Annotated in this window: 30 protein-coding genes; 8 read left to right on the forward strand and 22 right to left on the reverse strand. The window is 46.0% G+C overall.

Annotated features, from left to right (window positions below; translation table 11 throughout):
• Nucleotides 1–25: 25 nt before the first annotated feature.
• Complete coding sequence (locus JGK16_RS05800; protein ID WP_293144617.1) at nucleotides 26–625, reverse strand: glyoxalase-like domain protein; 600 nt, start codon at nucleotides 623–625, stop codon at nucleotides 26–28.
• 120 nt (nucleotides 626–745) lie between these two features.
• Between JGK16_RS05800 and JGK16_RS05805 the strand changes: the two genes are divergently transcribed.
• Together JGK16_RS05805 and JGK16_RS05810 are read left to right on the forward strand one after the other, a co-directional pair.
• A complete protein-coding gene (locus JGK16_RS05805; protein ID WP_293189834.1) occupies nucleotides 746–1,153 on the forward strand; it encodes a gamma-glutamylcyclotransferase family protein in 408 nt (135 codons plus the stop codon).
• A gap of 293 nt (nucleotides 1,154–1,446) precedes the next feature.
• Nucleotides 1,447–1,722, forward strand: a complete 276-nt coding sequence (locus JGK16_RS05810; RefSeq protein WP_293187195.1) for an SUMF1/EgtB/PvdO family nonheme iron enzyme — start codon at nucleotides 1,447–1,449, stop codon at nucleotides 1,720–1,722.
• Between the two features lie 482 nt (nucleotides 1,723–2,204).
• Here JGK16_RS05810 and JGK16_RS05815 read toward each other — a convergent pair whose 3' ends face one another.
• Nucleotides 2,205–2,768, reverse strand: coding sequence for an ATP-binding protein (locus tag JGK16_RS05815; RefSeq protein ID WP_293189833.1), 564 nt, complete (start codon nucleotides 2,766–2,768; stop codon nucleotides 2,205–2,207).
• Nucleotides 2,769–3,166: 398 nt separating this feature from the next.
• Here JGK16_RS05815 and JGK16_RS05820 point away from each other — a divergent pair, with 398 nt between their 5' ends.
• Together JGK16_RS05820 and JGK16_RS05825 are read left to right on the forward strand one after the other, a co-directional pair.
• Nucleotides 3,167–3,397, forward strand: coding sequence for a hypothetical protein (locus JGK16_RS05820; RefSeq protein ID WP_293189832.1), 231 nt, complete (start codon nucleotides 3,167–3,169; stop codon nucleotides 3,395–3,397).
• A gap of 109 nt (nucleotides 3,398–3,506) precedes the next feature.
• A complete protein-coding gene (locus JGK16_RS05825; RefSeq protein WP_293181962.1) occupies nucleotides 3,507–3,617 on the forward strand; it encodes a type II toxin-antitoxin system ParD family antitoxin in 111 nt (36 codons plus the stop codon).
• 294 nt (nucleotides 3,618–3,911) lie between these two features.
• Here JGK16_RS05825 and JGK16_RS05830 read toward each other — a convergent pair whose 3' ends face one another.
• The 4 genes from JGK16_RS05830 to JGK16_RS05845 form a co-directional block, all read right to left on the reverse strand.
• On the reverse strand, nucleotides 3,912–4,514 hold the full coding sequence (locus JGK16_RS05830; protein ID WP_293189831.1) for a zf-HC2 domain-containing protein: 603 nt from the start codon (nucleotides 4,512–4,514) through the stop codon (nucleotides 3,912–3,914).
• Between the two features lie 142 nt (nucleotides 4,515–4,656).
• Nucleotides 4,657–5,316, reverse strand: a complete 660-nt coding sequence (locus tag JGK16_RS05835) for a sigma-70 family RNA polymerase sigma factor (protein WP_293181966.1) — start codon at nucleotides 5,314–5,316, stop codon at nucleotides 4,657–4,659.
• A 91-nt stretch (nucleotides 5,317–5,407) separates the two neighbouring features.
• Nucleotides 5,408–5,899: a molybdenum cofactor biosynthesis protein MoaE gene (locus tag JGK16_RS05840; RefSeq protein ID WP_293181968.1), complete on the reverse strand. Its 492-nt coding sequence runs from the start codon at nucleotides 5,897–5,899 to the stop codon at nucleotides 5,408–5,410.
• Between the two features lie 45 nt (nucleotides 5,900–5,944).
• On the reverse strand, nucleotides 5,945–6,235 hold the full coding sequence (locus tag JGK16_RS05845) for a hypothetical protein (RefSeq protein ID WP_293202863.1): 291 nt from the start codon (nucleotides 6,233–6,235) through the stop codon (nucleotides 5,945–5,947).
• A 646-nt stretch (nucleotides 6,236–6,881) separates the two neighbouring features.
• Here JGK16_RS05845 and JGK16_RS05850 point away from each other — a divergent pair.
• Nucleotides 6,882–7,259: an SH3 domain-containing protein gene (locus tag JGK16_RS05850; RefSeq protein ID WP_293189828.1), complete on the forward strand. Its 378-nt coding sequence runs from the start codon at nucleotides 6,882–6,884 to the stop codon at nucleotides 7,257–7,259.
• 252 nt (nucleotides 7,260–7,511) lie between these two features.
• Here JGK16_RS05850 and JGK16_RS05855 read toward each other — a convergent pair whose 3' ends face one another.
• Both JGK16_RS05855 and JGK16_RS05860 read right to left on the reverse strand, forming a co-directional pair.
• A complete protein-coding gene (locus JGK16_RS05855; protein ID WP_293181974.1) occupies nucleotides 7,512–8,738 on the reverse strand; it encodes an RNA-guided endonuclease TnpB family protein in 1,227 nt (408 codons plus the stop codon).
• 213 nt (nucleotides 8,739–8,951) lie between these two features.
• Nucleotides 8,952–9,932 (reverse strand): aspartate carbamoyltransferase catalytic subunit, encoded by a 981-nt coding sequence (locus tag JGK16_RS05860; protein ID WP_293181976.1) that lies wholly within the window; start codon nucleotides 9,930–9,932, stop codon nucleotides 8,952–8,954.
• Nucleotides 9,933–10,186: 254 nt separating this feature from the next.
• Between JGK16_RS05860 and JGK16_RS05865 the strand changes: the two genes are divergently transcribed.
• Nucleotides 10,187–10,510: a hypothetical protein gene (locus tag JGK16_RS05865; protein WP_293189827.1), complete on the forward strand. Its 324-nt coding sequence runs from the start codon at nucleotides 10,187–10,189 to the stop codon at nucleotides 10,508–10,510.
• A gap of 201 nt (nucleotides 10,511–10,711) precedes the next feature.
• Nucleotides 10,712–10,930, forward strand: coding sequence for a DUF4327 family protein (locus tag JGK16_RS05870; protein WP_293181980.1), 219 nt, complete (start codon nucleotides 10,712–10,714; stop codon nucleotides 10,928–10,930).
• Between the two features lie 108 nt (nucleotides 10,931–11,038).
• Here the strand turns inward: JGK16_RS05870 and JGK16_RS05875 are convergent, their stop codons facing one another.
• Together JGK16_RS05875 and JGK16_RS05880 are read right to left on the reverse strand one after the other, a co-directional pair.
• Nucleotides 11,039–11,302 carry a hypothetical protein gene (locus JGK16_RS05875; RefSeq protein ID WP_293202866.1) on the reverse strand — a complete coding sequence of 88 codons (264 nt, stop codon included), beginning with the start codon at nucleotides 11,300–11,302 and terminating at the stop codon, nucleotides 11,039–11,041.
• A gap of 282 nt (nucleotides 11,303–11,584) precedes the next feature.
• Entirely contained in the window at nucleotides 11,585–12,826 is a 1,242-nt protein-coding gene (locus JGK16_RS05880) for a protein kinase (RefSeq protein WP_293181982.1), read from the reverse strand.
• 248 nt (nucleotides 12,827–13,074) lie between these two features.
• On the opposite strand from JGK16_RS05880, the gene JGK16_RS05885 reads away from it, so the two are divergent.
• A complete protein-coding gene (locus tag JGK16_RS05885; RefSeq protein WP_293202869.1) occupies nucleotides 13,075–13,197 on the forward strand; it encodes a hypothetical protein in 123 nt (40 codons plus the stop codon).
• A 21-nt stretch (nucleotides 13,198–13,218) separates the two neighbouring features.
• On the opposite strand, the gene JGK16_RS05890 is transcribed toward JGK16_RS05885, so the two are convergent.
• The 12 genes from JGK16_RS05890 to JGK16_RS05945 all read right to left on the reverse strand — a co-directional run bounded on the left by JGK16_RS05890 (nucleotide 13,219) and on the right by JGK16_RS05945 (nucleotide 25,793).
• Nucleotides 13,219–15,480: a serine/threonine phosphatase gene (locus JGK16_RS05890; RefSeq protein ID WP_293189825.1), complete on the reverse strand. Its 2,262-nt coding sequence runs from the start codon at nucleotides 15,478–15,480 to the stop codon at nucleotides 13,219–13,221.
• A 506-nt stretch (nucleotides 15,481–15,986) separates the two neighbouring features.
• Entirely contained in the window at nucleotides 15,987–18,563 is a 2,577-nt protein-coding gene (locus JGK16_RS05895) for a DHH family phosphoesterase (protein ID WP_293189824.1), read from the reverse strand.
• A 123-nt stretch (nucleotides 18,564–18,686) separates the two neighbouring features.
• A complete protein-coding gene (locus JGK16_RS05900; protein WP_293181989.1) occupies nucleotides 18,687–19,502 on the reverse strand; it encodes a PD-(D/E)XK nuclease family protein in 816 nt (271 codons plus the stop codon).
• A gap of 172 nt (nucleotides 19,503–19,674) precedes the next feature.
• Nucleotides 19,675–19,980, reverse strand: coding sequence for a type II toxin-antitoxin system RelE/ParE family toxin (locus tag JGK16_RS05905; protein WP_293181991.1), 306 nt, complete (start codon nucleotides 19,978–19,980; stop codon nucleotides 19,675–19,677).
• A gap of 178 nt (nucleotides 19,981–20,158) precedes the next feature.
• The gene (locus tag JGK16_RS05910) at nucleotides 20,159–20,338 is read right to left on the reverse strand and encodes a hypothetical protein (protein WP_293202871.1); all 180 of its coding nucleotides are present in this window, start codon (nucleotides 20,336–20,338) and stop codon (nucleotides 20,159–20,161) included.
• A gap of 79 nt (nucleotides 20,339–20,417) precedes the next feature.
• Entirely contained in the window at nucleotides 20,418–20,687 is a 270-nt protein-coding gene (locus JGK16_RS05915) for a type II toxin-antitoxin system ParD family antitoxin (RefSeq protein WP_293181993.1), read from the reverse strand.
• Between the two features lie 291 nt (nucleotides 20,688–20,978).
• Entirely contained in the window at nucleotides 20,979–21,647 is a 669-nt protein-coding gene (locus JGK16_RS05920; RefSeq protein ID WP_293181995.1) for a Uma2 family endonuclease, read from the reverse strand.
• A 192-nt stretch (nucleotides 21,648–21,839) separates the two neighbouring features.
• The gene (locus tag JGK16_RS05925; RefSeq protein WP_293189823.1) at nucleotides 21,840–22,064 is read right to left on the reverse strand and encodes a hypothetical protein; all 225 of its coding nucleotides are present in this window, start codon (nucleotides 22,062–22,064) and stop codon (nucleotides 21,840–21,842) included.
• Between the two features lie 301 nt (nucleotides 22,065–22,365).
• Nucleotides 22,366–22,731, reverse strand: a complete 366-nt coding sequence (locus JGK16_RS05930) for a DUF5615 family PIN-like protein (protein WP_293181999.1) — start codon at nucleotides 22,729–22,731, stop codon at nucleotides 22,366–22,368.
• Nucleotides 22,728–23,033, reverse strand: coding sequence for a DUF433 domain-containing protein (locus JGK16_RS05935; RefSeq protein WP_293182002.1), 306 nt, complete (start codon nucleotides 23,031–23,033; stop codon nucleotides 22,728–22,730). The genes JGK16_RS05930 and JGK16_RS05935 overlap by 4 nt, the downstream gene beginning before the upstream one ends.
• 148 nt (nucleotides 23,034–23,181) lie before the next feature.
• A complete protein-coding gene (locus JGK16_RS05940) occupies nucleotides 23,182–23,766 on the reverse strand; it encodes a PAP/fibrillin family protein (RefSeq protein WP_293189822.1) in 585 nt (194 codons plus the stop codon).
• A 347-nt stretch (nucleotides 23,767–24,113) separates the two neighbouring features.
• Complete coding sequence (locus tag JGK16_RS05945; RefSeq protein WP_293189821.1) at nucleotides 24,114–25,793, reverse strand: glycosyltransferase family 4 protein; 1,680 nt, start codon at nucleotides 25,791–25,793, stop codon at nucleotides 24,114–24,116.
• Nucleotides 25,794–26,148 lie beyond the last annotated feature (355 nt).

The raw sequence follows: 26,148 nt of genomic DNA on the forward strand, positions 1-26,148 counted from the left end.
CCGAGTTTCAACCGCCTACTCCGATCTAATTACTAACCTCAGCCATTTCAATCACGCGCCCATCATAATCCTTAACCAAAAAATTAAGCGGCTTTTCCCGGCGAATTTTATAACTAATCCCGCGAGTTTGTACTCTCATTAATAGCTGATCCAAACAATCGCGATCGAAACAAACATGACGTTCGCGATTTTTTTCGCCTGCGCCAGCCCCGCTAATAATGTGCAGTTGCGTATTTTTCATCAACTGATACCACAAACCCTCGGGACTCCCCATCGTTTGAGAGCTCGTTCCCCTCCCGACATTGGGCGACAAATACAGGGGGTCGATACCCGTTGTCCCCAAGGTTTGTTCGTAATTGTAGTAGTAATGCAGCGGCACTTCTGCTACAGGAAGGCTTAGCATACCTTCATAGAACTCCCTCGCCTGTGCGAGATCCGATACCATCACCGTGTGTACCTTGGGAGCACTGGTGAGAAACATCCACATCGCCCCCGCATAGGCGGCTAGCAGCATCACCATGATCCCTTGAGTGGAAAACAAGCCGTCTAGGGGTAAGTCGGGCAAAAAAGAGCTCAGGTACAAGGGCCGAAGTCCAAAAGCAATAAAACTAACTGCTAGAGTCATGAATTATAAGAAAGGGTAAACAACGAAATTTATCAAGATTGCGGTCGCGATCGCCCGCGAGACTTAAACTATTAGCTTAGGCATCTAATATAGCAAAAACTAGCGATTAGGCCCTACCCGATGAAAGTCTTTGTCTACGGCACTCTCAAACCGGGGGAGTGCAACTATCTGCGCTACTGCGAGGGAAAGGTTGTGGATGCTTTGCCCGCGATCGCACGTCAATGCCAACTTTTTGCACTGCCGATCGGCTATCCTGCAATGGTGGTCGGAGAGGGCACTGTCTATGGTTTTCTGCTTTGTTTCGCAAATTCCGCTATTTTGGACGATTTAGACAGACTGGAAGACTATCACCCGCAGCGGGAACCGACGGAAAACGAATATCAGCGGCAGGAAATCGAAATTTGCGATCGACACCTCAAACCCTTAGGCACAGCTTGGACATACTTCATGTTGCGCGATCGCGTTCGTGCCCTAGGAGGCATCTGGCTGCCCGATGGGACGTGGGAAAATCGGTTTTTGACAAAATAAGATCGGACGGCGGTTTTCTTCAACTTCAACCCGCTTGCAGTGGGTTTTGTTTGTATCGACGCGGTTGAAACCGCCGGGTTTTCTTCAACTTCAACCCGCTTGGAATGGGTTTTGTTTGTATCGACGCGGTTTCAACCGCCCAGTTTTCCGATCGCGAATTGCGATCGAACCTGTAACCATAATCCCGAACACATCGCTCGATCGCTTCTAACGACCAGCTTGAGTGCTATGTTGAGGTAGTACAGGCTGGAAATATTTAACGATCGACAGATAATTGCGGCGCTCAGAATTGTATGTATATAGCCTTTCTCAGAAAGATGAGGTATGCCAAGATATGCTGGAACTCCTACAGTGTAAAGCTTTTCATTTCAAGACACGATCGTCCTTATCAAAACAGTATTGATTTATTGGTCAATACCAATGAGGATTACCAAGCTCGAATGCTGCGCGGGGGTTCGTGGTTTCTCAGTCCGTGGCTCTGCCGCTCTGCTTTTCGCTACTACGATGCGCCGGACATCGACTTTAACGTCCTCGGTTTTCGGGTTGTGTATATAGCTGCGTGGACTTAAATAAAAATGTACCGCTAATTCGTAGTAGGATGTTGATGTAAATCATGGCAAAGAGAGGGCGAGTTTATGAGATTGTTTGTGGGTTTGATGGATGTCTGCGAACCCATCTCTGCAATTTAGTAATTGCGAATTTAATCAAATTTGTACCGACATATATTTATAAGACAATGTTTATTCACAGATACACTAATACGCTTGATTTAAGACTATTTTGGACATAAAAAGCTGTGAAAAATAAATACTGCGACTGCTTCGTCCCTCGGACTAAAAATGTCAACTCAACTGTATCGAGCTAGAATTATTCAAACAATGCTGAAGCAGTCTCCCCATTTGCATTAGCAGTCATGACAAAAAACTTTTTTCATGGTAAATTTAGGACTTAGGAATAGACCAAAGAAACCGCGTTTTTTCCTTAATATGCAGGTTAAAAGGCATCTTTTCGTAAAAAACCCGGTTTGTGGTCACCCGTGCGTACAGTCATGTTAGCGAAGGGTAAATCCCAGCTCGTTCCAGGTAAACGGACTTGTTTCTGCCAATTCTCCTTGCAGTTTTGCTTCCAAGTCAAAGGGCTTCCCACAATCCCAAATTTTGATTTCTAGGCGTTCTGGAAATACTGTTATTTCCAACTCGATTGGAGTTGCTAATGGCAGGTCTTTATGAGCATGGCGAACAGCATTTGTAAATCCTTCGATTGTTGCAAGTTTCCATTGGTGAAAAACTGCTTCTGGAATCTGTAGATGCTCTAATTGATCGACCCAAGATAAAACTTTAGCAACCGCCTTGATATCAGAATTACTTGTAAGGCTGATTTTTTGAAGTGGCTGGTTTGAACTGACCTCGGATTCGGTATCTCGTTGTTTTTGAAACCATTTATTTAAAACATCGATCGGTCGCTTAACACCACTAGCTTGAGTGCTGTCTTGGGGCTGATAATGTTTCATCAGGAACAAACAGTTTCGACTGTCATAAGTACGGGTATAGCTTAGCTGATCGGCTATTTTGCCAAGGACTTTTATGCCTATCCCACCCGACGGAATGTCATCCATGTTATCTCTCATTTGGTTGCTATCCTTTGTCATTATTTAATGGGTAATTTTTTAGTTAAAAAAGGAGTGGCTTTCTTTGACTGGAGTGCGAACATCTCGATCCCTGGAAATATAGAGCCAATTTGGCATATACAGGCTTAGCTGTGGGGGACGATCGCACTCAAGCACAAAAAACGAACGGTTTTTACGAAATAGGGATGCTCCCGTTGTAGTCCTTATCATTGTCTCTTGGTTGCTCGCGTCTTGACAAACTCAGTTGGCGATCGCTAAACCGATCGAAAACTGACATTGACAAATAAATAAGTAAATTATACAGTGACGACCCTCAAAGCCTCGACGACCCTCAAAGCCTCTGAGGAGGGACGAGAAAGGATTAAGCAAGCTAGAAGTGAGAGGGGATGCACTATAGAAGAGCCCTGATGGCTGGTAGAAGCGAGTCAAGAGTTAGAGCGCGATCGCCCTTGGACAGAGGTCGGGCCCTATGCCGATGGCCTCTGGCTCCCTACTTAGGGGCGTTGGCGATCGAGTTTAATTGCGATCGATCGCCCTCCCGTTCACCTTTACACTTGAGACCCAGTAGAAATGATATAATAGCCAAAAGTTTTTATAACAGTTCGCGATCGAATTAAGACCTAAGAAACCGGGTTTTTTACCTAATCTATAGCCTATAAGGCGTCTTTTCGTAAAAAAACCCGGTTTATGGCCACCGGTGCGTCCAGGACTGTAGAAGTAAAGATCGTGCACATTACTCTAAAACCGGATCGTAATCAATTCATTGAAGCGCAAGTCAAAAGCGGTAAATATTCTTCGGTGGATGAGGTAATTGCGGCGGCGCTGGAACTACTGTAGAAGCGAACACCCACAGAGCGATTGTTATCAAGAATGGGTTGAGGAAACTCGTCCAAAAGATAAGACGGCGGTTGAAACCTGTTGACCTCAAATTCGTATGTGGCGAAGCGCCCCTGGAATACGAATTCGAGGTAAAACTACACAAACGAATTCCACGCCAAGCGGAATGAAGAAAAAAACGCGGTTGAAACCGCCGGGTATTCAACCCGCGGAGGCGGGTTTTATTTGTATAGAAGCGGTTTCAACCGCCCGGTCTTCTTAAAAAATATTCCGTTATCGATCAAAACAGAAATTTTACTGCGCCTTGGGCGATGACTTGTGAGGGCTTACTACAGCTTTCGGAATATCCATCACGGGTGCATTCACCCCAAGCATCAAATCGTTGGGATTAACAATCTCTACTACAGGCTCGTTTAAAGCGACAATCAAACCGTCAGATTCAGGAAGAACGGGGGATGTAGCAAACTGGGGAGCAAACAATTGACGAGTGCCAGCGACACCAGCCACTGCTGCAATCAACAAAGCTGCGATCGCACCTCCACCCAAAACCCAAGTCCGTTTCGTCTGGCGTTTCTCGCGCTGCACAATCTTTGCCGCCAAATCCTGTGCAGATTGTTCCGCAGCAGGTACGGGCATTGACCCAAAAGCCTGTTGCATCATCATTAGTCGGGAGTACAAACGCTTCGTCGTGGGGTCGTTTGTCAGCAATGCCTCAACTTCCCGGCGTTCTGCCGCCGTCACTTCGCCATCGATGTAGGCACTCAACAATTCAAAGCGATCCCGCATCATAGTAGTTACATTCCCTTGGGGATAACTGTTGTTACCTTGACTTTGGGCGAGCGAATCCCCAATACCTTGATGATTCTGATTTTTATCCGATTCAAATTTAGAATTCATATTTCACACCACTTGTAAAATTAGCGGAAGCATCTGTTCGCTATTAGAATGATTTACTGCTTATTTATATTGTAAAATAGAAGCTTTGATGTCACAGCAAACTTCACCAAATCTTCTTAACCCGCCTCGGAAATCACCCTTGCTAATGACCGTCGAGATATTTTTGCAATTGTAACTGCAACCTTTGGCGAGCTCTAGCAATTCTTGACTTGACCGTTCCGAGAGAAACTCCGGTCATTTCCGCTATTTCTTCATAGGCTAAACCTTCAATTTCTCTCAACACAATTGTCGTGCGGAATACTTCCGGCAAATCTGCGATCGCCACTCGCAACTGATCGTAAAATTCTCTGGTTGTCAAATCTTCATCCGGCCCCGGACTGTCGGCCGGAAGTTCCCAATCAATCTCCCCATCTTCCAGAGCACGGGGTACGTCTAACGACAGCGGAGTTCGCACCCGCTTGCGCTTACGCAACTCATCGTAAAACAAATTAGTGGCGATGCGACTCAGCCAGCCCCGAAATTTAACTGGCTCTTGCAAGCGGTTAATATTGCGATAAACTCGAATCCAGACTTCCTGAGCCAAGTCTGCTCGGTCTTGCCAGTCAGGGGCTAGGTGATACAGAACCCTGTCTACGTGGGACTGATACCGCTTCAAAAGTTCTGAAAAGGCAGTGCTCTCAGGTCGATTTCCTTCCTGACACCGCAACACTAAGTCATAATTAGAGAGTTTTTCGGATGGCAATTGCACTCTTTCAACGGTCGCCACAACCGCAGACCAGGACACGGAAATAAATTCGCTCATGTGTGGAATTGGCTCATCGAACATTCCACTGTGTTTGACGCTGCCCGATCGCGATTGGTTCCTGGACTCGGAAACTGCGATCGACTTCTGACTAATGACCGGTAACTTCGCACGCTCCAATACTAACCCAACTGCTAGAACCATCGGCCCAATGTTCCTTTTTCCAAATCGGTACATTGTGTTTGAGCGTATCTATGGCGTACTGGCAAGCTGCAAAAGCCTCCCCTCGGTGGGGACAGCCCACAGCCACCAGCACACTGATTTCCCCCACCTGCAAGTGTCCGACGCGGTGGTGAATGACGACCCGATTGACATCGACCCACTGGCGGCGCATTTCAGTAGCGATTTGCTGGAATACTCGCACGGCCATCGGTTCGTAGGCTTGATATTCTAACGAAACTACAGCTTGACCGTCAGTTTGGTTGCGGACTGTACCGCTCATCATTACCACGGCTCCGTTCGCTGGGTCATCTGCCAAAGTGTAGATTTCCTCTACAGACAAAGGAGCTAAGGTAATGGCAAAACTGTCTTTACTATTCCGTTGAGGAATTGTGCCGATCGAAAGTGCAGCGCTATAGTTCATTGCGAAAGAAATGGTGCGGGAGAACTCGATCGATCTTGACACAAATCAAGTCGCGAGCGATCGATCTTGCATCTTTGTCATGGATACATAAAAGTCAATCTTTAGCAAGATGTCTATGGCCCCGAACGGCTGTAACAGTGCGATCGGGTCAATATAACTCGCCCGAACCAAATTCACACGGTGCTGGAATATGAATAGGAGACTTGTGCGATCGAACAGTCGATCGGGCTGTAGCAACTCAATCAGTAACCACACCAAAATAAGCAGTATCATGCCCAACTCGCTGCAAGCCATCTCCAACTCTAAGCGATGACTGCATTCCCTTTTGAATGACACAGTTAAGTTAAATTTAACCCCGATTGCGATCGGCGCAGTCCAAATTTTCAGCAGAAAATGTAAACTTTATTTATTTTTTGCTCCACCAAGCTACTTAAATGACATGATATACCTGTGCAGAGTTGAGCCAAAGCAAGCCTATACTCGGCAAAAGCAAGACGGTAACAACCTCTTGCGCCTGTTTTGACCAAAGAACAAGACGCAAACTCCGGAATACCGACACCGGGAAAATTCCGTTGCGGTTTCAACCGCCTTGAATATTTCTTTACACACTAATCGAAATAGTTGTGTTAAAGTCACCAAAGCAAGTAGGAGAAACCATCTACGTGTTGAAACATCCTAGTACGGAGAAATCCCGGCAACTGACATATCCGACGCCAGAAGATTCGGAATAGTTAAAGGGCAAATAATGGCAGGTTGTAGAGCGTAGTATATCTGTTGGCTAGCGATTGGCTAGCGATGGTCTGAAAGCGTCAAAAAACTATACGCAATGTTTGGAGAAATCTCAACTGAGCGGGTAGGGGCGACTTGATAGCCACGAGTAAAAATCCAGATTCGGATTTGTCAAGAATCCCTTCGCCTTTAGGCATGGGGAGTATAAAATGAGTCTGCACGAAAAAACGTTAATCACAATCACGAGGAAACTATGGAAGCACTAGCATTGAGCCACTCTTTTGTTGCTTATGAATCTCCAGAGTCCGAGCTCCAACTGGAATTGAAAATTCCTAAATCTGCCGTGGTAGGCGTTGCAGGTCTGGCAGTAGCCCTGTCTATTCTGAGTGTGAGTGGCGAAGCACAGGCAGGTTGCCACTACAAGCGCTGCGGCGGCGGTCGCAGCCATCACAGCTACGCCGAAGTTGCCACCAATGGTGGCAGACTGAATATCCGCCACCGGGCCAGTCGCTGTTCTCATGTCATCGGCAAGTTACACAATGGAGACAATGTGAAATTGACCGGTCATTACAAGCACGGCTGGGCTAAACTTGCAGGTGGGGGCTGGGTTTCTACTGCGTGGCTTGACTAATTCTTAACTAGAGTAATTTACATTTCTAGAAAGAGTTTGAATCGTTACCAAGCTGGTTTTGGTAACGATTATTTTTCATGAGGCGCTGGACGGTAACAAATAATCGAAGATCCGAAGTTATAGCCTTTCTCAAAAAGATGAGGTATGACTGACAGCTTATATAAGCCTTAAACGTATAGGGTTCTCTTGGCAACAACGTCCGCGAATCTTTCGCTAGATCCGCTATATATCGTTAACAACTGACAACGTGAACTACCACACACTCACCCTCGATCGGGTAGAGTGTGGGCTTCTCCCTTCAACAACCACAGCCGCCACAGTAGTAGACTTACGCCCATACTGTTTTGGTCTTACATAGCCTTCAGGAGCAATAACGCTGGTTCCCAACGTCAGTACGCGCAAGCCTTCATTTTTGATATTTATCGCCGCGTTGATATCTCTGTCATGTCGCTGTTTACAGTGCGGGCAATCAAATGCACGCACAGACAGATCCATTTTTGGCAATGGCTTCAAGGTATTCGAGCAAAGATGAGTTGAGGCAAAAAATCGACCTATTTCTAGATAAATCTTGCCCACCATTTCGGCTTTGTACTTAAGCATAGTGCAGAACATTCCCCAGCCAGCATCGGATATTGCCTTGGCTAGGCAATGATTTTTTACCATGTTTCTCACTGCCAGATTTTCTACTACTATGACTTGGTTTTCGTCTACTATCCTGCGCGATAGTTTGTGTAGAAAATCCTCGCGGACTCTTTTGATTTTAGAATGAACCTTAGCTACCGCCAGCTTTGCTTTGCGACTTTTGTTAGTCGTCTTATCCTTTTTACGAGCTAGTTTTTTCTGCTTACGAGCTAGGTTCTTTTCATGTTTTTGGGTTGCTTTAGGATGTTGATATTTAGAGCCGTTAGATGTCACCGCAAAATCAGTTAGACCTAGATCTATCCCAATTATATTCCCATCACTACTGGATTCTGGCGATTCAGTCCCATCATCTAATAGCATCGAAGCAAAATATCTGCCGTCAGGATTTTTGGATAAAGTCACAGTTTTAACTTTGCCTTCAATATCCCGATGAACTATGGCTTTAACCACACCCAATTTACCAGGGAACTTAATCTCACGATCGCTCAAGATTTTAACGTTTTGAGGGTATTGAATAGATTGTTTTCCTTGGCGTTTCTTGAATGTTGGGTACAGGGATCGACCATCAAAAAAGTTGCCAAAAGCCACGCCCAGATTCAAAACTGACTGTTGAAGGCATTGTGAGTAACACTCAGACAACCACTCAAATTCAGCTTTCCACACAGGTATGGACTTCTTCATTGTCATAGCTGTAACGCCCTTACCAGTCTCTTGATAGGTCGCTGTCATCGTAGCCAAAGACTGATTCCAGACCCAACGAACACAACCAAAAGCTTGAGCCAGGTGTACTTGCTGGGCAACGGTAGGATAGATTCGGACTTTGACAGCTTTTAACACGAAACTTAGATTACTTCTTTGATTGCTCTAAGAATATTGTAGCTGAAAACATTGGCAAGTGCAAGGGATTTGTTCGCATCATCATACACCCGCGCATCTCCCGCAGGCTACGACAAGAGCGTCTTGTGAGCAGGTGCAATCGTCCGCTTACACAGCTTTCATCCCACGCCAACCCTCGATCGGGTATGGACGCGGGGATTCCCGCCTGTCTAGCTAAACTTTACCGCCACCGATCAAATACAGTAAGGCCATCCGCACCGCTACGCCGCTGGTAACTTGCTGAGAAATCAGGCTAAATTGCGGATCGTCCATCAAATCCGAGCTAATTTCCACGCCGCGGTTGACCGGGCCTGGGTGCAACACCTTCACATCCGGCTTGCAGAGTTTCAGCCGATCGCGCGTAACTCCATACAAAGCATGATACTCTCGTAAACTCGGCAGCAAATGCTGGCTCATCCGTTCCTTTTGCAGCCGCAAAGTCATCACAAAATCAGCATCGACCAAAGCAGGTTCAAGCTGCCAGTGCAAAAATAACTTACCTTCCCTACCATTGCCACACTCAGCAAACAACAGCGGCAACAAAGTCGGCGGCCCGGCTAAATGAACCTCAGCCCCCGAAGCCGTTAAACTCCAAATATTAGACCTCGCTACCCGGGAATGCAAGATATCCCCCACCACAGCAATTTTTTTGCCCGCTAAAAGTTCCAGTCGCGGACGTTCGGCATCTAACAAAGAACAAATAGTAAATAAGTCTAGCAAACCTTGCGACGGGTGTTCGTGCTGGCCGTCTCCAGCATTGAGAACGCTGACTCTCGAACCCAAGCGATCCATTTCTGAAGCAATTGTACTGGGAACTCCAGCCTGTTCGTGCCGGATCACCATCAAATCCGTTCCCATCGCCAGATAAGTCTTAGCCGTATCCAGAATGGTTTCCCCCTTCGTCAGAGAAGAACTGCCTGGGGTAAAATTCAGCGTATCCGCCGACAGCCGCTTCGCCGCCAACTCAAAACTGTTGCGAGTTCGGGTTGAAGGTTCAAAAAACAAATTCGCGACCACTTGACCCTGTAGGGCGGGCACTTTCTTGGTGCGGCGGCCGAGCACCTCCCGAAAACTGGCGGCAGTTTGCAGCACCGTGTCGTATTCGTCGGAGGTAAAATCAGCCAGAGTGAGAATGTGTCGCCTTTTCCAAGTCATACAATTTTAGATTTGAGATTTGAGATTTGAGATTTGAGATTTAGGATGATGGGTTGGGAACTTACCAGAAAGAATTGGTTGAAAGCCCGCCCGCCTGCTCGGGAGAAATTAAAATCAGACTATTCATTACTCCAATCCTCGGACTTAAGGGTAGAGGTCGCTCTCCTTCGGTCAACTGTCAACTGTCAACTGTCAACTGTTGAATTGCACGCCTGTGTCGGGCGGTCTACAATGGTCGATCGACAGTCGCGGGGATGCCGATCAACAGTATCCAACAATTTTTGACCACCTTTGCCGTCAATAGAGTTATAATTAGTAGATGCCGGATCGGACTCCCCTCTCACAGCAAAGCCAGCGTTGAAGCTGAAACAAGTGCGGTGGAGTTTAGTTTACTCGCCCGAAAGCGGAAATTAAGCTGTAGTAGCGCTCAAGCAGTAATTGCAGTTTCTCGGAACCTCAGCCTTGTCAAAAACCATCCTCAGCAGCCATTGCATCTGCTATTATGTGGAAATAATCAAGGAGGCAGACCTCCTACTGCCGATCGACAGCATATAGCGGGACATCCCAAAGATTATTAATTCTTTGCAGTCGGTCTTGACTCTTCAGTCCTGCTTATAGCCCCTTGTCAAAATGAACTGTGTTAAGATACAAGTTGAATATGTAGCTTCCCGACAAAAATCTACACGTATCTTGGCGAGACTGTTCTTGGCGAAACTGCGGTAAAAAGTGTGCGCTGGGAAGTGTTAATTAAACAAGATTTAAACAATTCAAGAGGTATTATGAGCCAGAAGGTTATACAGCCGATGGTTAAGTTCCAGCGTCAGGTGCATTCTCTTGTCACGTCTGACATTATCAAGCCGACAGACAGCATTTGGAAAATAGCTCTACTTTATGGAGATGAATGGCCTTACTGGAAACAGCAACTCCTAGAGTTTGATTTTTCTATGCAAGACCCCGTGAGCGAGTTGATAGCTGTAGAAGGTTGGGACGAGGAATAACAGAGGAAACCTAGGACTTGGGTGCATATCACTTTTGAGGAGGGCGAAGCATGACCGAATATAAGTTATTAGTTAGAATCTCCTATTTTCTGCGGTCATGCTTCGCCCCTACGTATATATTCGCCAAAATGAGATGCACCCGAAATTAAAAGGCGATCGGCTAAATTTCATCAATAAATTTTCCGTTGCTAACTTCTTCCCTCTGCCTTGTTCCCTCTTCTCTCTTCCTTCTTCCTTCTTCAGAGTGACTTCTGACGAATGACAGCAGACTTTTTCCTTCTCACTAATGAGTGATGACAGTTGACGGTTGACAGTTGACAGTTGACAGTTGACAGTTGACAGTTGACAGCTTGCCCGAAGAGCGCAAAACAAGGGTTGACAGTTGACTGTTTACCAACTAATGACTAATGACTAATGACTAATGACTAATGACTAATGACTAATGACTAATGATATCAATTCTGGCTGCACCGGAATAATATAGAGTCCAAGGCAGTGCCGTTTCCCTACCCTAATTAATTGTAGGGAAACGGCACTGCCGTCTCCTGATTTCGGTAATATTAATAATTCCGATGCTACTGGATTTGATATGACTAATGACTAATGACTAATGACTAATGACTAATGACTAATGACTAATGACTGTTCCTTCTATTAAAGACAAGTGGCTAGAGCTCTAGCTAATTGTTGAGCAGTTTGAAAGCGATCCCCAGGTTTAGCTGCTGTGGTTCGTAGAATGACCTCCCGCAACTTCGGGCCGATCGTCGGAATATTATCGAGCTTAAATCCGTAACCTCTAGTAATTTTTCCGTAAAACTTTTGAGGGCTTTGGGCTGTCAGCAAAAAAATCAAAGTCGGCCCAATAGCATATAAATCTGACTGAGGGAGAGGCTGTCCCCGGTCTTGTTCTGGTGCGGTGTAGCCTTCCACGCCGATGCGAGTACCCGGAGGAGTGCCGATTTCTTTAACGGCGCCAAAATCCAGCACTGTAATGCGATTGTCCCGGTGGCGCACTAGCAAATTAGCAGGTTTAATATCCCGGTGGACGATCGGGGGTTTTTGAGAGTGAATGTAGTCCAAAATTTCACAGGTTTGGATCATCCATTCGATCGCCTGTTGGGGAGCAACTGGCCCGCGATTGTAAATGCGTTTTTCTAAATCCTCGCCGTGGAGCATTTCCATCACCAAATATTTTTTGCCACCTTCGACAAAAAAGTCAAAAAACTGAGGAATACCAGGATGGTGCAGCGCTTTGAGAGTTTTAGCTTCACGTTCAAACAGTTCTTGAGCTTTGACTATTTGAGCCATGTCAGCATTCATTTCCTTGAGAACTACCAGAGAAGCTGCGGGAGAACTTCCCGGTTGTTGAGCTTTGGCTTTCTGTCGATCCCAGGCTAAAGTTGTTGTTCCCATACCGCCTTGGCCCAAAGTTCGCAGCACTTGGTAGTGGCGGATTGTGCGATCGACTTTAATCGGTTCCCCACAGTGGATGCAGAATAAATTACCGGGCGGATTTCCCGCGTGGGTACACCGCGGCGTCCCAGGATTGAGAGTAGGGATCGCCTCAATTTTGCCGCCGACTTGAATAGTCAGAACTTGGAAATGCAGAATTGGGCCGTCCCGCGCCAATTGGATCAGGGCACCGTCGGATATCCAACCCTGAGACATGAGAGTACCGTTAACAAAAGTGCCATTTGTCCCGGAATTGACTAAATACCACTGGCGGTTAGCACCGCTTTTAACTCTTTGCAATTCCACGTGATCCCGCGACACCAAAGCATTGGGAATCACAACATGATTTTCAGGCGATCGGCCGATGCGGACAATGGACTCGTTCTCGAAACTCCACTGTTGCAGAGGGGTATTTTTTTCTGGATCTAAAAGAGTCAGCAGCATTTTAGATTGATTTGATTAATCTGCCAGATCAAATTGAGAGAAGGTTGACAATACTGATATGTATGACACATAAGAAACTTATTTCGTGCTGCTTTCTAGGTAGCCGGCTATTTCTAGTCTAAAGGGTCAATTCAGAACAACGCATCTTGACTCGCCGATCGTGGGAATGAGAGATTAAAGAATCGCTGCGTTTAACTCCCGATCGATCGACAGACTGCAACATTAAAAATCAAAAACTGGTTGTTGTAATGACATTACTTGAATATCGCGGCAAGCCGAACAAGTTTTTGATGACGGATGCCAAAGTTAATCTTCCTTTGCCATGCAACAATTGCAGGTTTCAATCTAAGACTGCCCGCCACCGCCTTTAAAAAAGTTGGCAGCACCCAATTCTAAAATCGAAATGGGCCTACCTGTGCCCGAATGATAATTGCCGTGATATTGTCATGACCGTTGCGTTTGTTGCCCAGTTCAATCAAGTCGGCAACTCCCTCGTCGAGATCGGCTTGGGGATTGAACAGAGGTGCGAGAGTTTCACGCCAGTGAGTTTCTAACAAATCATTATCTGTCAAACCGTCGGAAGCCAAAATCAATAAAGTATCTTCGGACAAGTCTAAAAACTGCACGTCTGGCTTGAGAAAATTGCCGTCTCGCGGGCCAATGGCTTGAGTTAGTTGATAGGCGTCGGGACGGGAATAAGCAGTTTCGGCGTCAACCCCGCGCTTAATTTCGCGCTGGCCTACTTCGTGATCTGAGGTGATTTTTTCTAGTGTCTGTCCCTTTCGGAGTCGGTAGAGACGACTGTCGCCGACGTGAGCAACGGCGAATTTGGTGTCTTGAACTAAGACTGCGACTAGGGTTGTACCCATGCGGCCGATGCCAGAGCGACCGTCCTTTTGATTGATTTCAAAGATGGCTTTGTTGGCTAGCAGCACTCCCTGCCGAATGGTATCAGGCTCGGGTAGTTGATTTTCCCAACTGGTTTGGAAGAATTCCCTGAGGGTTTCAGCGGCTAATTGACTGGCTACTTCTCCGCTGTCGTGTCCGCCCATCCCGTCGCAGAGAATGTAAAGCCCTTTGGTTTGAAAGATGCGACCGAAGGAGGTTTCGAGTTTGTTAAGCTGAGTCCAGATGCTGAAGAAGTCTTCGTTGTGCTCGCGGGTGCGGCCGACATCGGTGAGACCTGCGTCTTCTAAACTGTAAATCTGGACGGGCATGGGCTGGGTTAAGACTTCACCAACAACTTCGGGGGGCGAGTTGTCGGGGATGTCTGTTTGGAAACGGGTGGGGGTTAAGGTTGGTGAAGGTGCGGATTGGAGTTCGAGGGGAACGGTTTCCAGGCGCGATCGCAATTCTTCTATTGTGGTAATCTCGCCTCTGTACATTTGTTGCAGCAGTTCGAGCAAGGCGCCAAACTGAGTGCGCTCGGACTGGTTAAATATCGCCTGCCACAATTGCCCCAAATCTACCAGTTGCAGGTTTGAACCGGCGGGTTCGGGATAGAGGTATTGCAACCGCAAAGAGGCAAAGGAAAAGGAAGAGTCGGGATTGACCCGCAAATTTGTTAGTTCCAACAAGCTTTGGCGGCAGCGCCAGGGTTCGAGGGCCGCCCAAAGTTCGGTCATTTCGTGCAGCCAGTACACAATTTGCTGGGTGGAAGTTTCGGGTTGACTCCAGCGTTCTACCAGCAGCGGCCATTGCGAACAGTCTTCTAGCAGCAGCACGGCCTGTTGGTTGTCTGACCAGCTATCGTGAATGACTGGTAGGTTGTGAGAGAAGTGCCACCGCAGTGCCAGATAAGGTTCGGCTATGCCTTGGCAAAGTTCTGCTAAGGCGGAATTGGTCGCATTTTCTCCGGCTTTGATTGCTGCGGTGTAGGGGGATGTGCGTTTGGCGACGCTGGCAGAGTTGGCTGCTAGCATTGCTTTGAGGGGTGACATTTGCAGCGGCTGACAGTCCAATACTGTTGCTGATACTGTGTCTGAGGGTTTTCTTGCTGGCAAGGTTTCTAGGAGTTGGTAGCGCTGTTGGCTGTCTAAATAAGCTCCTGTTGGCTGGGAAGGGATTAAATATTCGGAATAGGGGGCGGAGATTTTTGGGGATGGGGGAGATGCGCCCTCGGGGTTCTCTGTTGCTTCCTGGGTTTGTTCTGGCGGTGGTGCGGCCGTGAAATTGTTGTCAGATGGGGTTATTTCGCGCTCTGGTGTTGTAGTAGAGCTTTTTTGTTCTGTTTGAAAGGATTCGGTGGCGATCGCCCCCACGACAATTTCAGCGCCACTAATTTCTGGGCTGCTGGATTCGGCCGCATCAAGTTGTGGAGAATCGGCGGTAATTTCTGTTTTAATGGTGTCTGCGATCGATTGGGGAGAGTTTTGGGCCGATCGGGTTTCTGGAAAATTGTCGGTTTTTTGTGTAAGCTCGGCTGATGGTATAGTTGACTGCTCTAGCTGGACTGCTGGAAGGTTCGATCGACCGCAGATAATCGCCCGCCACACTTGACCTGTTGTGACGCCACAATTCTGACATAATTCGGCGCTAACAGCGACTTGGGTTCCGCATTGGTGGCAAGCTTTGTAAGTTAGGGAATTTCCGCATTGTTGACAAAACTTGTTTAGATTGGGATTTTCAAATTGGCAGCGGGGACAGAGGAGCATAGGGGTTTTATATTGGAGATGTGCGATCGAGTGAAAGCGGTGGGGGAGTTTTGGGTTTGGGGTGGTAAGTTATGGGTTTTGAGTTTTGGACGTGACTCGCAACGGATAACTGCCATTGCCCTATGCCTTATTTTACCGGCATCGATTCAGAACTAAGATATTTCTTAAAACTGAGATGTGGCCTCCACGTCAGGAATCAGCCCTGGGAGGGAGAGGGGGAGAATGGGGAGAATGGGGAGAGGGGGAGAGGGGGAGACGGGGAGAATGGGGAGAGGGGGAGAATGGGAGACGGGGAGAGGGGGAGAATGGGGAGAGGGGGAGAATGGGGAGAATGGGGAGAATGGGAGAGGGGGAGAGGGGGGAGACGATTGAGATATACAATTTAAATTGAGTAAAGCTTGGAAACATTTCCTATCTAAGATTTTGCGTGCTGGCCCCACACTAAAAGTTATCAGGTGAGTGGAACAGGCATCTTGCCTGTTACGGAAAAAAGTGCAAGGTCTCAATTAGAAGAGAGTGTCTGTATAATCTTCTTCTTGGAAAATGGTCTCTCGGGCGATCGACACAATGGTAGAAAGAGGTACTTCACAGAAATATTTTCGCCGGAATTGTTCTTCCCAGACTGCTGCTAGGAATTGCGCTGCATAACGGGCGGCGATGGGGGAATTTGGCACTAAGAATTGAGTTGAGGGGCTAGAGAATAAGGGTTTGGAGGTATGATCTCCGATTTCTCTGGCTTCGGGTTGTCTGGTGATGTGAAAAGCCCGATCGCGATAATTGACTTTGAAACCCAGATGTTTTAACGTTGTGAATCCAAGTTGCAGCGAGGTGTCGCTGATGCCGAGTTTTTGGCTTAGTTGCTGTCTGGTGACGGGTTTGTTGGTGCGGCTGAGGTATTTGGCGATGCCGATTAGCTGTTGGCAGATTTGCTGCGGCGGTAGCAATGGGGGTAAAGTATAGGCGATCGCGAGTTTTTTCTGAGTGTGCTGTGCTTGCCGAAACCAGACGCGCAATTCGTCCCAGCTTGCGGGGCATTCTTTGAGGATAATCGAGTTTTCGCGATCGAGCATTGCTGAATTGTCCGCTAGATTTTCTGGCAGCCTTTCCGATTCCAAGTGTGTGCTAATAACTGCTAGCAACTCTTCATTATTATTATTTATCTTGCGCCAGTCCAATATCCAATCAATTTTAGTCTGCGAACTAACTTGTTTGTCATCCGTGCGTTCCCGCACTGCTATCAACCGCACTTCATAGTTCGACGTATAAGTATTGAAATCGAGTTCGACAGTCGCATCGCACCGCCCTTCGGGAACTTCATCTCGGTAATGTCCCCACCAAATGCCGGGAAATCCTGCATGAGTAGATTCATCCCAAATTTCAAAAGAAGTTTTGATATACTTTACTTCTTTTCCCTGTGAATCTTTAATATTTCTATTGTAGATATTCTTAAACCAGCAATTTTCAATCAGCAATTTTGGTGCGGGATTGCCCATGCCGCAGGGTTCAAGCAATTTCAGTTCTTGAAATAACTGTTTGCCTAATTCCGCGACAGTAATTTTTAAGTCCGCTACAACTGGTGCCGATGTCAAACTATCCGTGCTGTATTGCTGTCGCAGTTGCTGATTTATAGCATCCGTAAATAGCGGGATATTTTCAACTGGGAGACTCAAGCCAGCCGCAAAGGGATGACCGCCGAATCTATCCAATAAATGCGCTTGGTCTTTGACTAATTGGTAAAGGTCGATTTGATTGGCGGAACGGGCAGAACCGCGGGCAATTTTAGATTTTGGATTTTGGATTTTAGATTGATAAAGTGTTTCGGAATCCGAGTCAAAAGAATCTATAAATTTAGTTTCTGGAATAGTTTCTTTGATTTCTTCGCTTCCTTCCGTGCAGAATAAAATTACCGGGCGGCCGTATTCTTGGGCGATTTGTCCCGCCACTAATCCTAATACTCCTACGGGCCATTGTGGGTCACTGAGGACGATGACGCTGGTGGTTGAGAGGTCAAGTTTGGTTAGTTTTTCGGCGGCATCTTTAGCAACATCTTTTTGCAAAGATTTGCGTCTGGTGTTGGCAATTTCGGTTAGATTTGCTAGTTCTTCGCAGCGTTTTTTGTCCCGGCTGGTGAGGAGTTCTACGCAGAAGCTGGCGGATCCTTGAATGCGACTGACGGCGTTGATTCGGGGGCCGAGGCCGAAGGAAATGTCGGTTGGGCGATCGCCCGCTCGTTTGCACAGTTCGAGCAATTTTGCAACTCCCGGACGGGTGGGATTTGTGATTTGTTTTTGCAGTTGTGCGATGCCGAGTTGTGCTAGGTAGCGACAATCTCCTGTAAGTTGGACTAAATCGGCAATTAAGCCGATCGCCACTAACTCCAATAAATCGGTCAGCGGTCGTTGCGGAATATCCGGCAATGTGTGGTATAGTGCTTCGATTAATTTGTAAGCTACCGCAACGCCGGACAGGTTAAACAGTTGGTGGTTGGGCGAAAAGTACCGGGGATTGATGATTGCCGTCGCTGGAGGGCGATCGTCCGGTAATGTATGGTGATCGGTGATAATTGTATCAATATTTAAGCTGGTAGCATATTCGATTTCCGCGATATTTGTGCTGCCAGTATCGCAGGTAATAATTAAGCTAATTCCAGATTTATGTAAATTGTTTATTCCGGGAATATTAAGACCGTGAGATTCTGTTAATCGGTTGGGAATGTAATAAGTTAGTTGGTCATTTTGAACAAAAAACTCTCCCAATCCGTCCCAAAGTACCGAAGTTGAGGTAATGCCGTCCGCGTCGAAATCTCCCCAAATTGCAACTTTTTCGGCGCTGTTTCTTGCTTTCTGAATTCTTTCTATCGCCCAGTTCATTTCTAGTCCGAATTCAAACGGACTTGCTGGTTGGTAAAGTTTGGGATTCAGGAAACCTGGTATTTCTTCCGGGTTTTGAATTCCTCTATAATAGAGAAGTGCAGCGGCATAGTTTCCGGGTAATTCTGGCGCGTGATTTCTGACAGCTTGTATCAGCCAATCAGGGGGTTGGGGTAAGGGTTGATTTTGCAATTCTTGAAGTAGTTGTGTCATAGGTTAATTCATTAATTAAAGTAGGGGCGGGTTCACCAAAAATCTTTAATTCAAATCGACAATATCTATAAACCCGCCCCCACCCAGCGATAGTCCAAAGAGTTTGGATAGTCAAAGGTTATATTATATAGATATCTCCTCGATTATAGCAAGATTTGGCAACCAATTTGTGGGAGTTTCTGCTGGAAGATTTGATGAGGAAGCTTTGGAATTTTGGGTGCGGTTGCAGCGAGTGGCGAATTGACAGGAATCGCAAAGATTGGAACTAATTTGTACTTGGGGGAAGAATTCGCCACCTTCGGTATAGCGCTGTCGCCAGTCGGTTAGCTGCTGCAATATTTGGATTAAATCTTGTTTTGTGCGATCGTGTTCTATTTGATTGTAGGAAAATGTGAGTTTTTGCGGCGGTTCTTCTCCTTGCAATTGTACGAACCAGTATGTCATTGAAACTTGTTCCGGGGAATAGTCACTGGTTTCTACTAGAACGTATAAATAGAGTCGGGTTTGCCAACTTTCGGCTATCCATTTTGATTTTTGAGGGCGGGGATAGGTTTTCCAGTCGAGAATTTTGGCAGCGTTTGGTTCGGCTATTAGCAAATCATAGATAACGGTGAATAGGTAGTCTTGAAAAATCAAGATGCGGGGGTGCTCGGCTTGGCGGAAAATTTGGTCGCTATTTTCTGAATTCGCAAAAAGTTCGGGGGCGGCGTTGATAAATGCTGCCACACATCGTCCTAATTCTGGGTCTTGTTGGGTGATGGATTCAATCGACAATCCTAGTTCTCGCTGCTGCATCAAAAGGTGAAAGTGGCTACCCCATGTGAGTTTTTCTTTGTGTTCAGGGGAGGCGGTGCTTGCGAGTAGTTCTAGGTAGCTATGCTGGAATTTGCGGGGGCATTCTTCAAGGATTTTGAGTTGGGTTTGGGAGAGTCGCAGCATTTTTTTATGATTTTATATTTTAGATTGTTTGTGATTGTAAGGGGTATCGATATTTTTTTGACCGCAGATGTCGGCAGATGGACGGAGATAAACGCAGATAAATTAGGGCGATCGCGTTTTTGGAGGAGAGTGCGATGAGTGCGATCGCCCTTTACGAGCGATCCAATGCTAATTAATCTTCCCCTAATTCTGAAAACAATAATTCCAAGTCTCGATCGCCCCGCAGCACGCGAGCAATATTAATCCCGTCCGCTCTGGGGTAGTAAAAAATCAAATAATCCCTAACAATAAATCCGCGCAAGTTGGGGGCTAAACTGTGATAGCGTTTGCCCATATTGGGAAATTCAGCGACAAGTTTACATTTTTGACGAATCACATCAAAAAGCTCGCTGGCTGTCCTAGGATTATTTCGACTAATATAATCGCAAATCTCATTCAAATCTCGGACAGATTCATCGGAAAATGTATAACTGTTCATTAGCTTTCCTTGTGACTAGACAGTTGTTTAACGTCCAAAATCCGTTGAAGTAGGTATTTGTATACTTTGGAATAGACATAACCCCGATAGAGGTTTTTTATCTAGCGACCTCTGTTCAGTTATTAGTATGCGGGAAAGGGAAAGAGAATACAATGGTTTGTAGCGATATCGCTACTACTTATTTTACACAAAGAGCTGAAACAACGAGGTTACGTCGATCGCCCACTTCAGATCGCCCGTACAAATAAAAAACCCCTGATGCAATCTCTGCTTTAGGAGTTTTGTTTTGAGGCATCAATGTTAATACTTCATCAGGTATAGATACCGGACAACTAGCGTCGCATTCAAGGAGTGTCATGACTTAAATAATGCTAGTCAGTTAAGACGATAGCCGATCGGCACAGATTGCTTGATTGCTCTTACAAGCGAGCGTCCCTTTAGGGCAGGGTTACTGACACTCCTGACTGTTGCATTTTATCGATATTTTCTTGAAGTCTGGCAAATACAAGTTCTCCGTCTGTCACTTTTCCCTCAGCAATTTGTGCAGTTCCAACTTCTATTTTCTGGCGCAGCTCTTCGATGCGTTGTTCTCGTTGTTTTAAAAGTAAGATCGCTTCTCCAATTAATTCTTCAACGCTGCCATATTTTCCGGTTTGAATTTGCGATCGAATAAACTCTTCGTATTCCGGCTTTAAGACAATATTCATTGACTTGCTCCTTTAATTAATAGAAAGGTTACTGCACGATCGTGACATATTTTTTAGATTAACTATGTAGGCGCTGTAAAACGCAATTATGTAAACGATTGTCAAGTATCCAAATGCCCTAAGCGTGGCTAAATTAGCCCTGTTTACATATTTTTACATAGCTCTGTTGAATCCCGCCTACTTACTTACCTTAGCACAAATATCAAAATATTCATAAATTGTGCCCGCCCTAAAGTCGAGCTTGAAAAAAGTATGGTGAGCTGCGGGCGATGGCATTTTTCGTCAACCTCTCTACAAATTCCCAATTTGTTGAGCAAACCACATCGCCGCCGTCCCATTTCCTTCAGTCAAAAGCTTTAAAGTCTCCGAAAGCAAAGCAATTGGCAATCCCTCAAGCGCTACCGAAAACTCGCATTCCTGATACTTCCCATTCTCCTGCAAGCGAAATGCTAATACTCTCACGCCATTAATATCTACTACCCAATATTCAGGAATTCCTAAAGCAGCATACAAGCGCTTTTTTTCATCTAAATCGCTCGTCAAAGTAGTATCGGAAATCTCTGCAACTAAATCGGGAACTCGCCATTGATTGAGATTAATGCGTCGAGGTTCCCCTTTTTGCCACTGCGGGAAATCTCCGCCAATGTATAAAACTTTATCTGGCGCACCTGAACCCACTTTAGATTTTTCAATTACACAACCGCTGAGAGAATCAAAAGTTTGTCCTACTTTGGTGGTAAACCACACAAAAAATATGATAGTAAACAGATCGTTAAATCTGGCGTGCTGAGGCCCTTCATTACCCATATTGATCCAAAGATATCCTTCATGAAAAAAAATTTTGGCTTCCGCTAAAGACGGATTTTCGCAAGCCGCAACATAATCTTCCCATGTTGCGGCTTGCCATTGTGGAATTTTGCCCGCTTCAGGAAGGATGAATTTTGCAGTTATGACAGTCATAATTCACCAACAAATTAAGGATAGTTTTATACTAGCTTATGTGATTTTAGCTAAACAATGAAAACCTGTGCAGCCTAGCTTAAAGTTTTTAGTTTAATCTCAAACTCACATAACTTTCCAATTTTAGAGGGCGATCGCGCGAAAAAAGCCCCTATTTTTAGAGGGAGGACGATCGCGCGATCGCCCCAAATGTTAGTCTGGTTGCAAGTCAAAGACTACCAGCAGCGAAGCTTGAGGCATGAGTTGACGCAGACACAGCAAGTGCCCGTCAGCATCCGATCGCCTGCGAAACCTGCCCACAACAGTCCGCTGCATATTTGGCATGAGTTTGGCGATCGCCCAAGGGTAAAGGCGTTTTTGGTACGCGATCGCACTAGGATTCGCCGATAATCCCTGTTGATAACCGTTTTGTGGCATAATCTTGTTGTATTCGTAAGGAGTACAGAAAGGGCGTTAGTAAGTTTCTTGGCGGGAATGTACTAACGCCTTTCCCATTAAAATTCAAGCAGATATCACAATAATTGTCAATTGTCAATTCTTAACGCTAAGTTTTAACGGTTATCATATCTAAAGCTGCGATCGGCTGTGGATTTGAGGATTTTAGTAAGTGTTGAATTGTTTGCAAAAGTCATACATTTTTGATTTTCAACCGCAGATGAACGCGGATAAACGCGGATGAAAGAAAGATAAATTGAGGAGAATGAGTTAAGGGGATCGCTTATTCTTCACCCCAAGCACTTAAAAACTCAACTTGATTGTACATTTCCTCTGCGGATTTACTAGCTATAATTTTTACCAAGCGACGCAATTGTTCCCCAACTGAATAATTCTGCTGTCCCAAGATTATCCCCATATGTTCTTCCCCTTGGGTGTTCAAATCAGTATGCAATCGATAAAAATCCCTAGTATTAAAGCTATAGGTTACTCGATGATTTTTATTAGCCCAATACAAAATTTCTTCATCCCTGCGAGACAGCATTCCTATTTCTGCAACAGAAATAACATCAACACTCCGCAGGCGTAGAGCATCAAGCAGAGCCGAATTCATAGCATCTTCGTCTAGCAGCAGTAGAATAATGCTCATGGATTTGTCTTCAGGTTTTTGTAGTGTAACTCTGCTAACTGTTCGTAAGCTGCTTGTTCCTCTGCTAAATCTGTATCAATCTCTGCTCGATTAGCATGATAATACGTTAAAGCTGCATAAACTTGTGCGATCGATAAGTGAGTCATCAGCCTAGCAATTTCTTCCGCACTATTACCCTGCTTGTACAAAACGGCGATGCGGCGGACAGAAGTACCAGTTTCAGCAATAATGGGACGGCCGCCTCGAAGGTTGCGATCGCGGATAATTAAAGTCCCGATGTCTACTACAGTTGTTGTTGTCATACATTTTTTCAATTCAATTAACTTGATTATATAGATTTATTCTGAAAATGTCTAAGTGTTCATGCCCCTGACGCTTCTATTCTAGCGAGAATTGCTTAAAAATTTGAGAAGTCTTAAGAGCGATCGAACTCAATCAAACATCACAAAATCACTCTTTTGTCAACACAAAGACACTCCCTTCATTACCGCGCCCGATGCGTAAATCGCCATCCAAATAAGTAACATCCAGCCATCCCTGCTGTTCGCGAGTATCTAACCCAAAATCTACAGCAGCGAATTTTTTCCCCGACTCAATTTCATTGATATATTTAGCAGGAGATTCATAGCCGATTAACCTGCTTAAACCCAAAATCGATCGCTCAAACTTCACCTGCACTCGCCGTTCCGAAGTCGCCTCAAATCTGGCGGCTACGCTGACTATTCCTTCTAAGTAAGGCAAGCCGTAAAGTTCGGCAATGTTGTAAATTTTGGATTCTTTGACGCGGATGGATTGATAAATTTGACCCAATTTCAACAACGGAAAACCGTCAAGATTCAGCAGGGCGCGACTGCTGGTGTACAACAACCGCCAATCGCCATCTAAAAGCTCTGGGGCTTCTACAGGGCGTGGTGTGGGGTTATAATCTTCCAATTGGGCGATCGCACTTAAAATCGCCTGTTTGTCGTTTGGAGTCGCCAGCAAACCGCGATTCTTACCAGCAATTATCTCTAATAGTGCAGATTTTTTAAGCATAAGTTGACAGTTGACAGTTGACAGTTGACAGTTGACAGTTGTCGGTTCGTAGGGGCGGTGGATGGTGCGGGCCCGCCCTCTTAGTTGTCAATAGTGATTAGTGATTAGTTATTAGTTATTAGTATACCAATAACTCATAAAAAACACCCAGCGACTGCATCTGGTTTTGGCAAATAATATATCTGTAGGGGCGAAGCATGACCGCAGTCCATATGGGATGATAACTAATAACTTATATGCGGTCATGCTTCGCCCTCTTCACTAATCAAATGCACCCCAACCAGCAATCAATGCCCGATGCCCCATGCCCTATGCCCTATGCCCAATTCCCAATTCCCAATTCCCAATTACCCATTCCCAATGACTAAAACACCAAATTTCACAAGATAGAGTAGCGTCCGATAGAGGTATGCTGATTCTTGCTCGTTTGTTGCATAACGCCTGAGAACTTCCCCGACGCCGATCGCACCCTTTTGCTCGATCGCATTCAACATCTCTATCTGAACTTTAACAGAGATTCTCCGGTCTTGACCGAAGCTCGTAAACCAAATTGTGTGCAACTCTCTCAACAGTTCCGGTGTGGCGATCGCACCCAGACTCAAAATCATATCATCAGTTAAAGTTCTAGTCGCATAATGACCCAACACCCGAAACGGATCGTCCCCCAGCGGATAAGGTGGCTTCCCGGCTTTTGCAGGTGCAGACTCTGGTGCTGAAACCCGAATTTCTGCTAATTCCCGCCACAACTGTTCGTAAGCAGCAATTACTACTTTCCAATCATAAATATCTCTCGCCCTTTGTCTCGCACTTTCACCCATCCGCCTTCTCAATTCCGGGTTTTCAATTAATTTGCACAAAGCGCGGGTGCAGGCGTCAATATCAACTGCTGTGGCTAGGGAAGTGTGACCCATGTAAGTCGGCCAATTCAAACTCCCGTCGAGATAATTTAGCGCTAAATCTAAACAAGCTTCTGGGGGCGGGATGAGTGTGGGAATGCGGAAGCCGTCGATTTCGTGCCGTACTGATTCTTTGTATCCGTTCCAGTCGGAAACAATTGCCGGCAGTCCGTTGGCCATTGCTTCAATGGGTGTTAGTCCGAAGGTTTCTTGAATGTTGTCGGACAGCGAAATAAAAATATCGGAGGCAGACCAAATATTAACTCTAATTTCCGGCTTTCTGCCATCTACAAAAATAGCATTCACCGACGGACAAAAGATTTTCGCGCTATTTTTAAAGTCGGGTTCTTCTCTCGGATCTTCGATCCAACCGGCTTGAATTAAGTGGATTTTCGCCTTTGTTTGTTGGGCGGCGCGCTCCAAGGCGATGTACATTGGTACCGGATGAGCTTTGGCAGAGAAAGTCAATCGCCCGACAAATAGCACGACTATATCGCCCGGAGAAATGCCGAGTTCTTGTCGTTGTCGATCGCCCACCCGGACTGCTTCCACACCCTGCGGAAACGCGCTGCAATCCACTCCTAGGGGAATAACTGGCAATTTCACCAAAATTTCGGGTTGACCGCCGTTGCGCTGCGCTAAATATTCAGACCACTCCCTCAGAACTCCTTCTACTGTGTTTTTCACGGCATTAGAGGTGCAGATCAGGGCGTCCCAAGGTTGAACCGGTGCAGTTATCAAATTGCCGATCGACTCCATGACATACTTAGTTGCGATCGTATGGGTAACGCCACAAACGCTGTAAGCCCGCTGATTGACAAATCTGCGCCCCCAAACCATATCGGCAAGGGCGGGATCGGGTCGATAGATTGTACCTGGTTGAGATAGCAAATCTAGTCGATCCGTCGAAATCCAGCGGACTTTCCGAGGTTGTTGCAGCCACGGTTGGATGCGCGAACAAAACTCCTTAAATGTTGCTTCGCTGTCTGTGCAGCAGTAGAGAGAGTCAGCAGTACCGTGTTGGACTAAGCTTTTGAGAAATCCTTCTCCGGCTGAATGACGCCCCAGAAGTCTTTTCCCTCCGGTGTCGTAACCGTCTTTGTGGTATAAAATCGCCGCTGTTATATCCATCCTGAGATTTATTGTTCGAGAATTGGTTGAAGAAGGTAAAAGGCTTTCACCATAAGGCTTTGACGCAAAACCAGGAAACTGTTTTAACCCAACCGCTGGCTGGCCCAGTGTCCCGCGATACTTTCAAAAACGATCGCCTCAGATTACAATACTTATGGCTAAAGAGGGATTGGCAATATCGGATTTTAATGTTATCCTGGCGCCCATGATTGGGGGCGATCGCCCGAACCAGTCAGCCATCCTATCCGATCCGGAACCAAAGAGTGTCTGTGGTATAATGCCTTAGCTCTGCTAAATGCCCGATTTGCAAGTGTTCGATGGAAGGAGCAGTCAGTCGGCACAACATTAGTTCTAC

It is taken from the genome of Microcoleus sp. PH2017_09_SFU_O_A (genome assembly GCF_020738625.1).
Lineage (GTDB): Bacteria > Cyanobacteriota > Cyanobacteriia > Cyanobacteriales > Microcoleaceae > Microcoleus.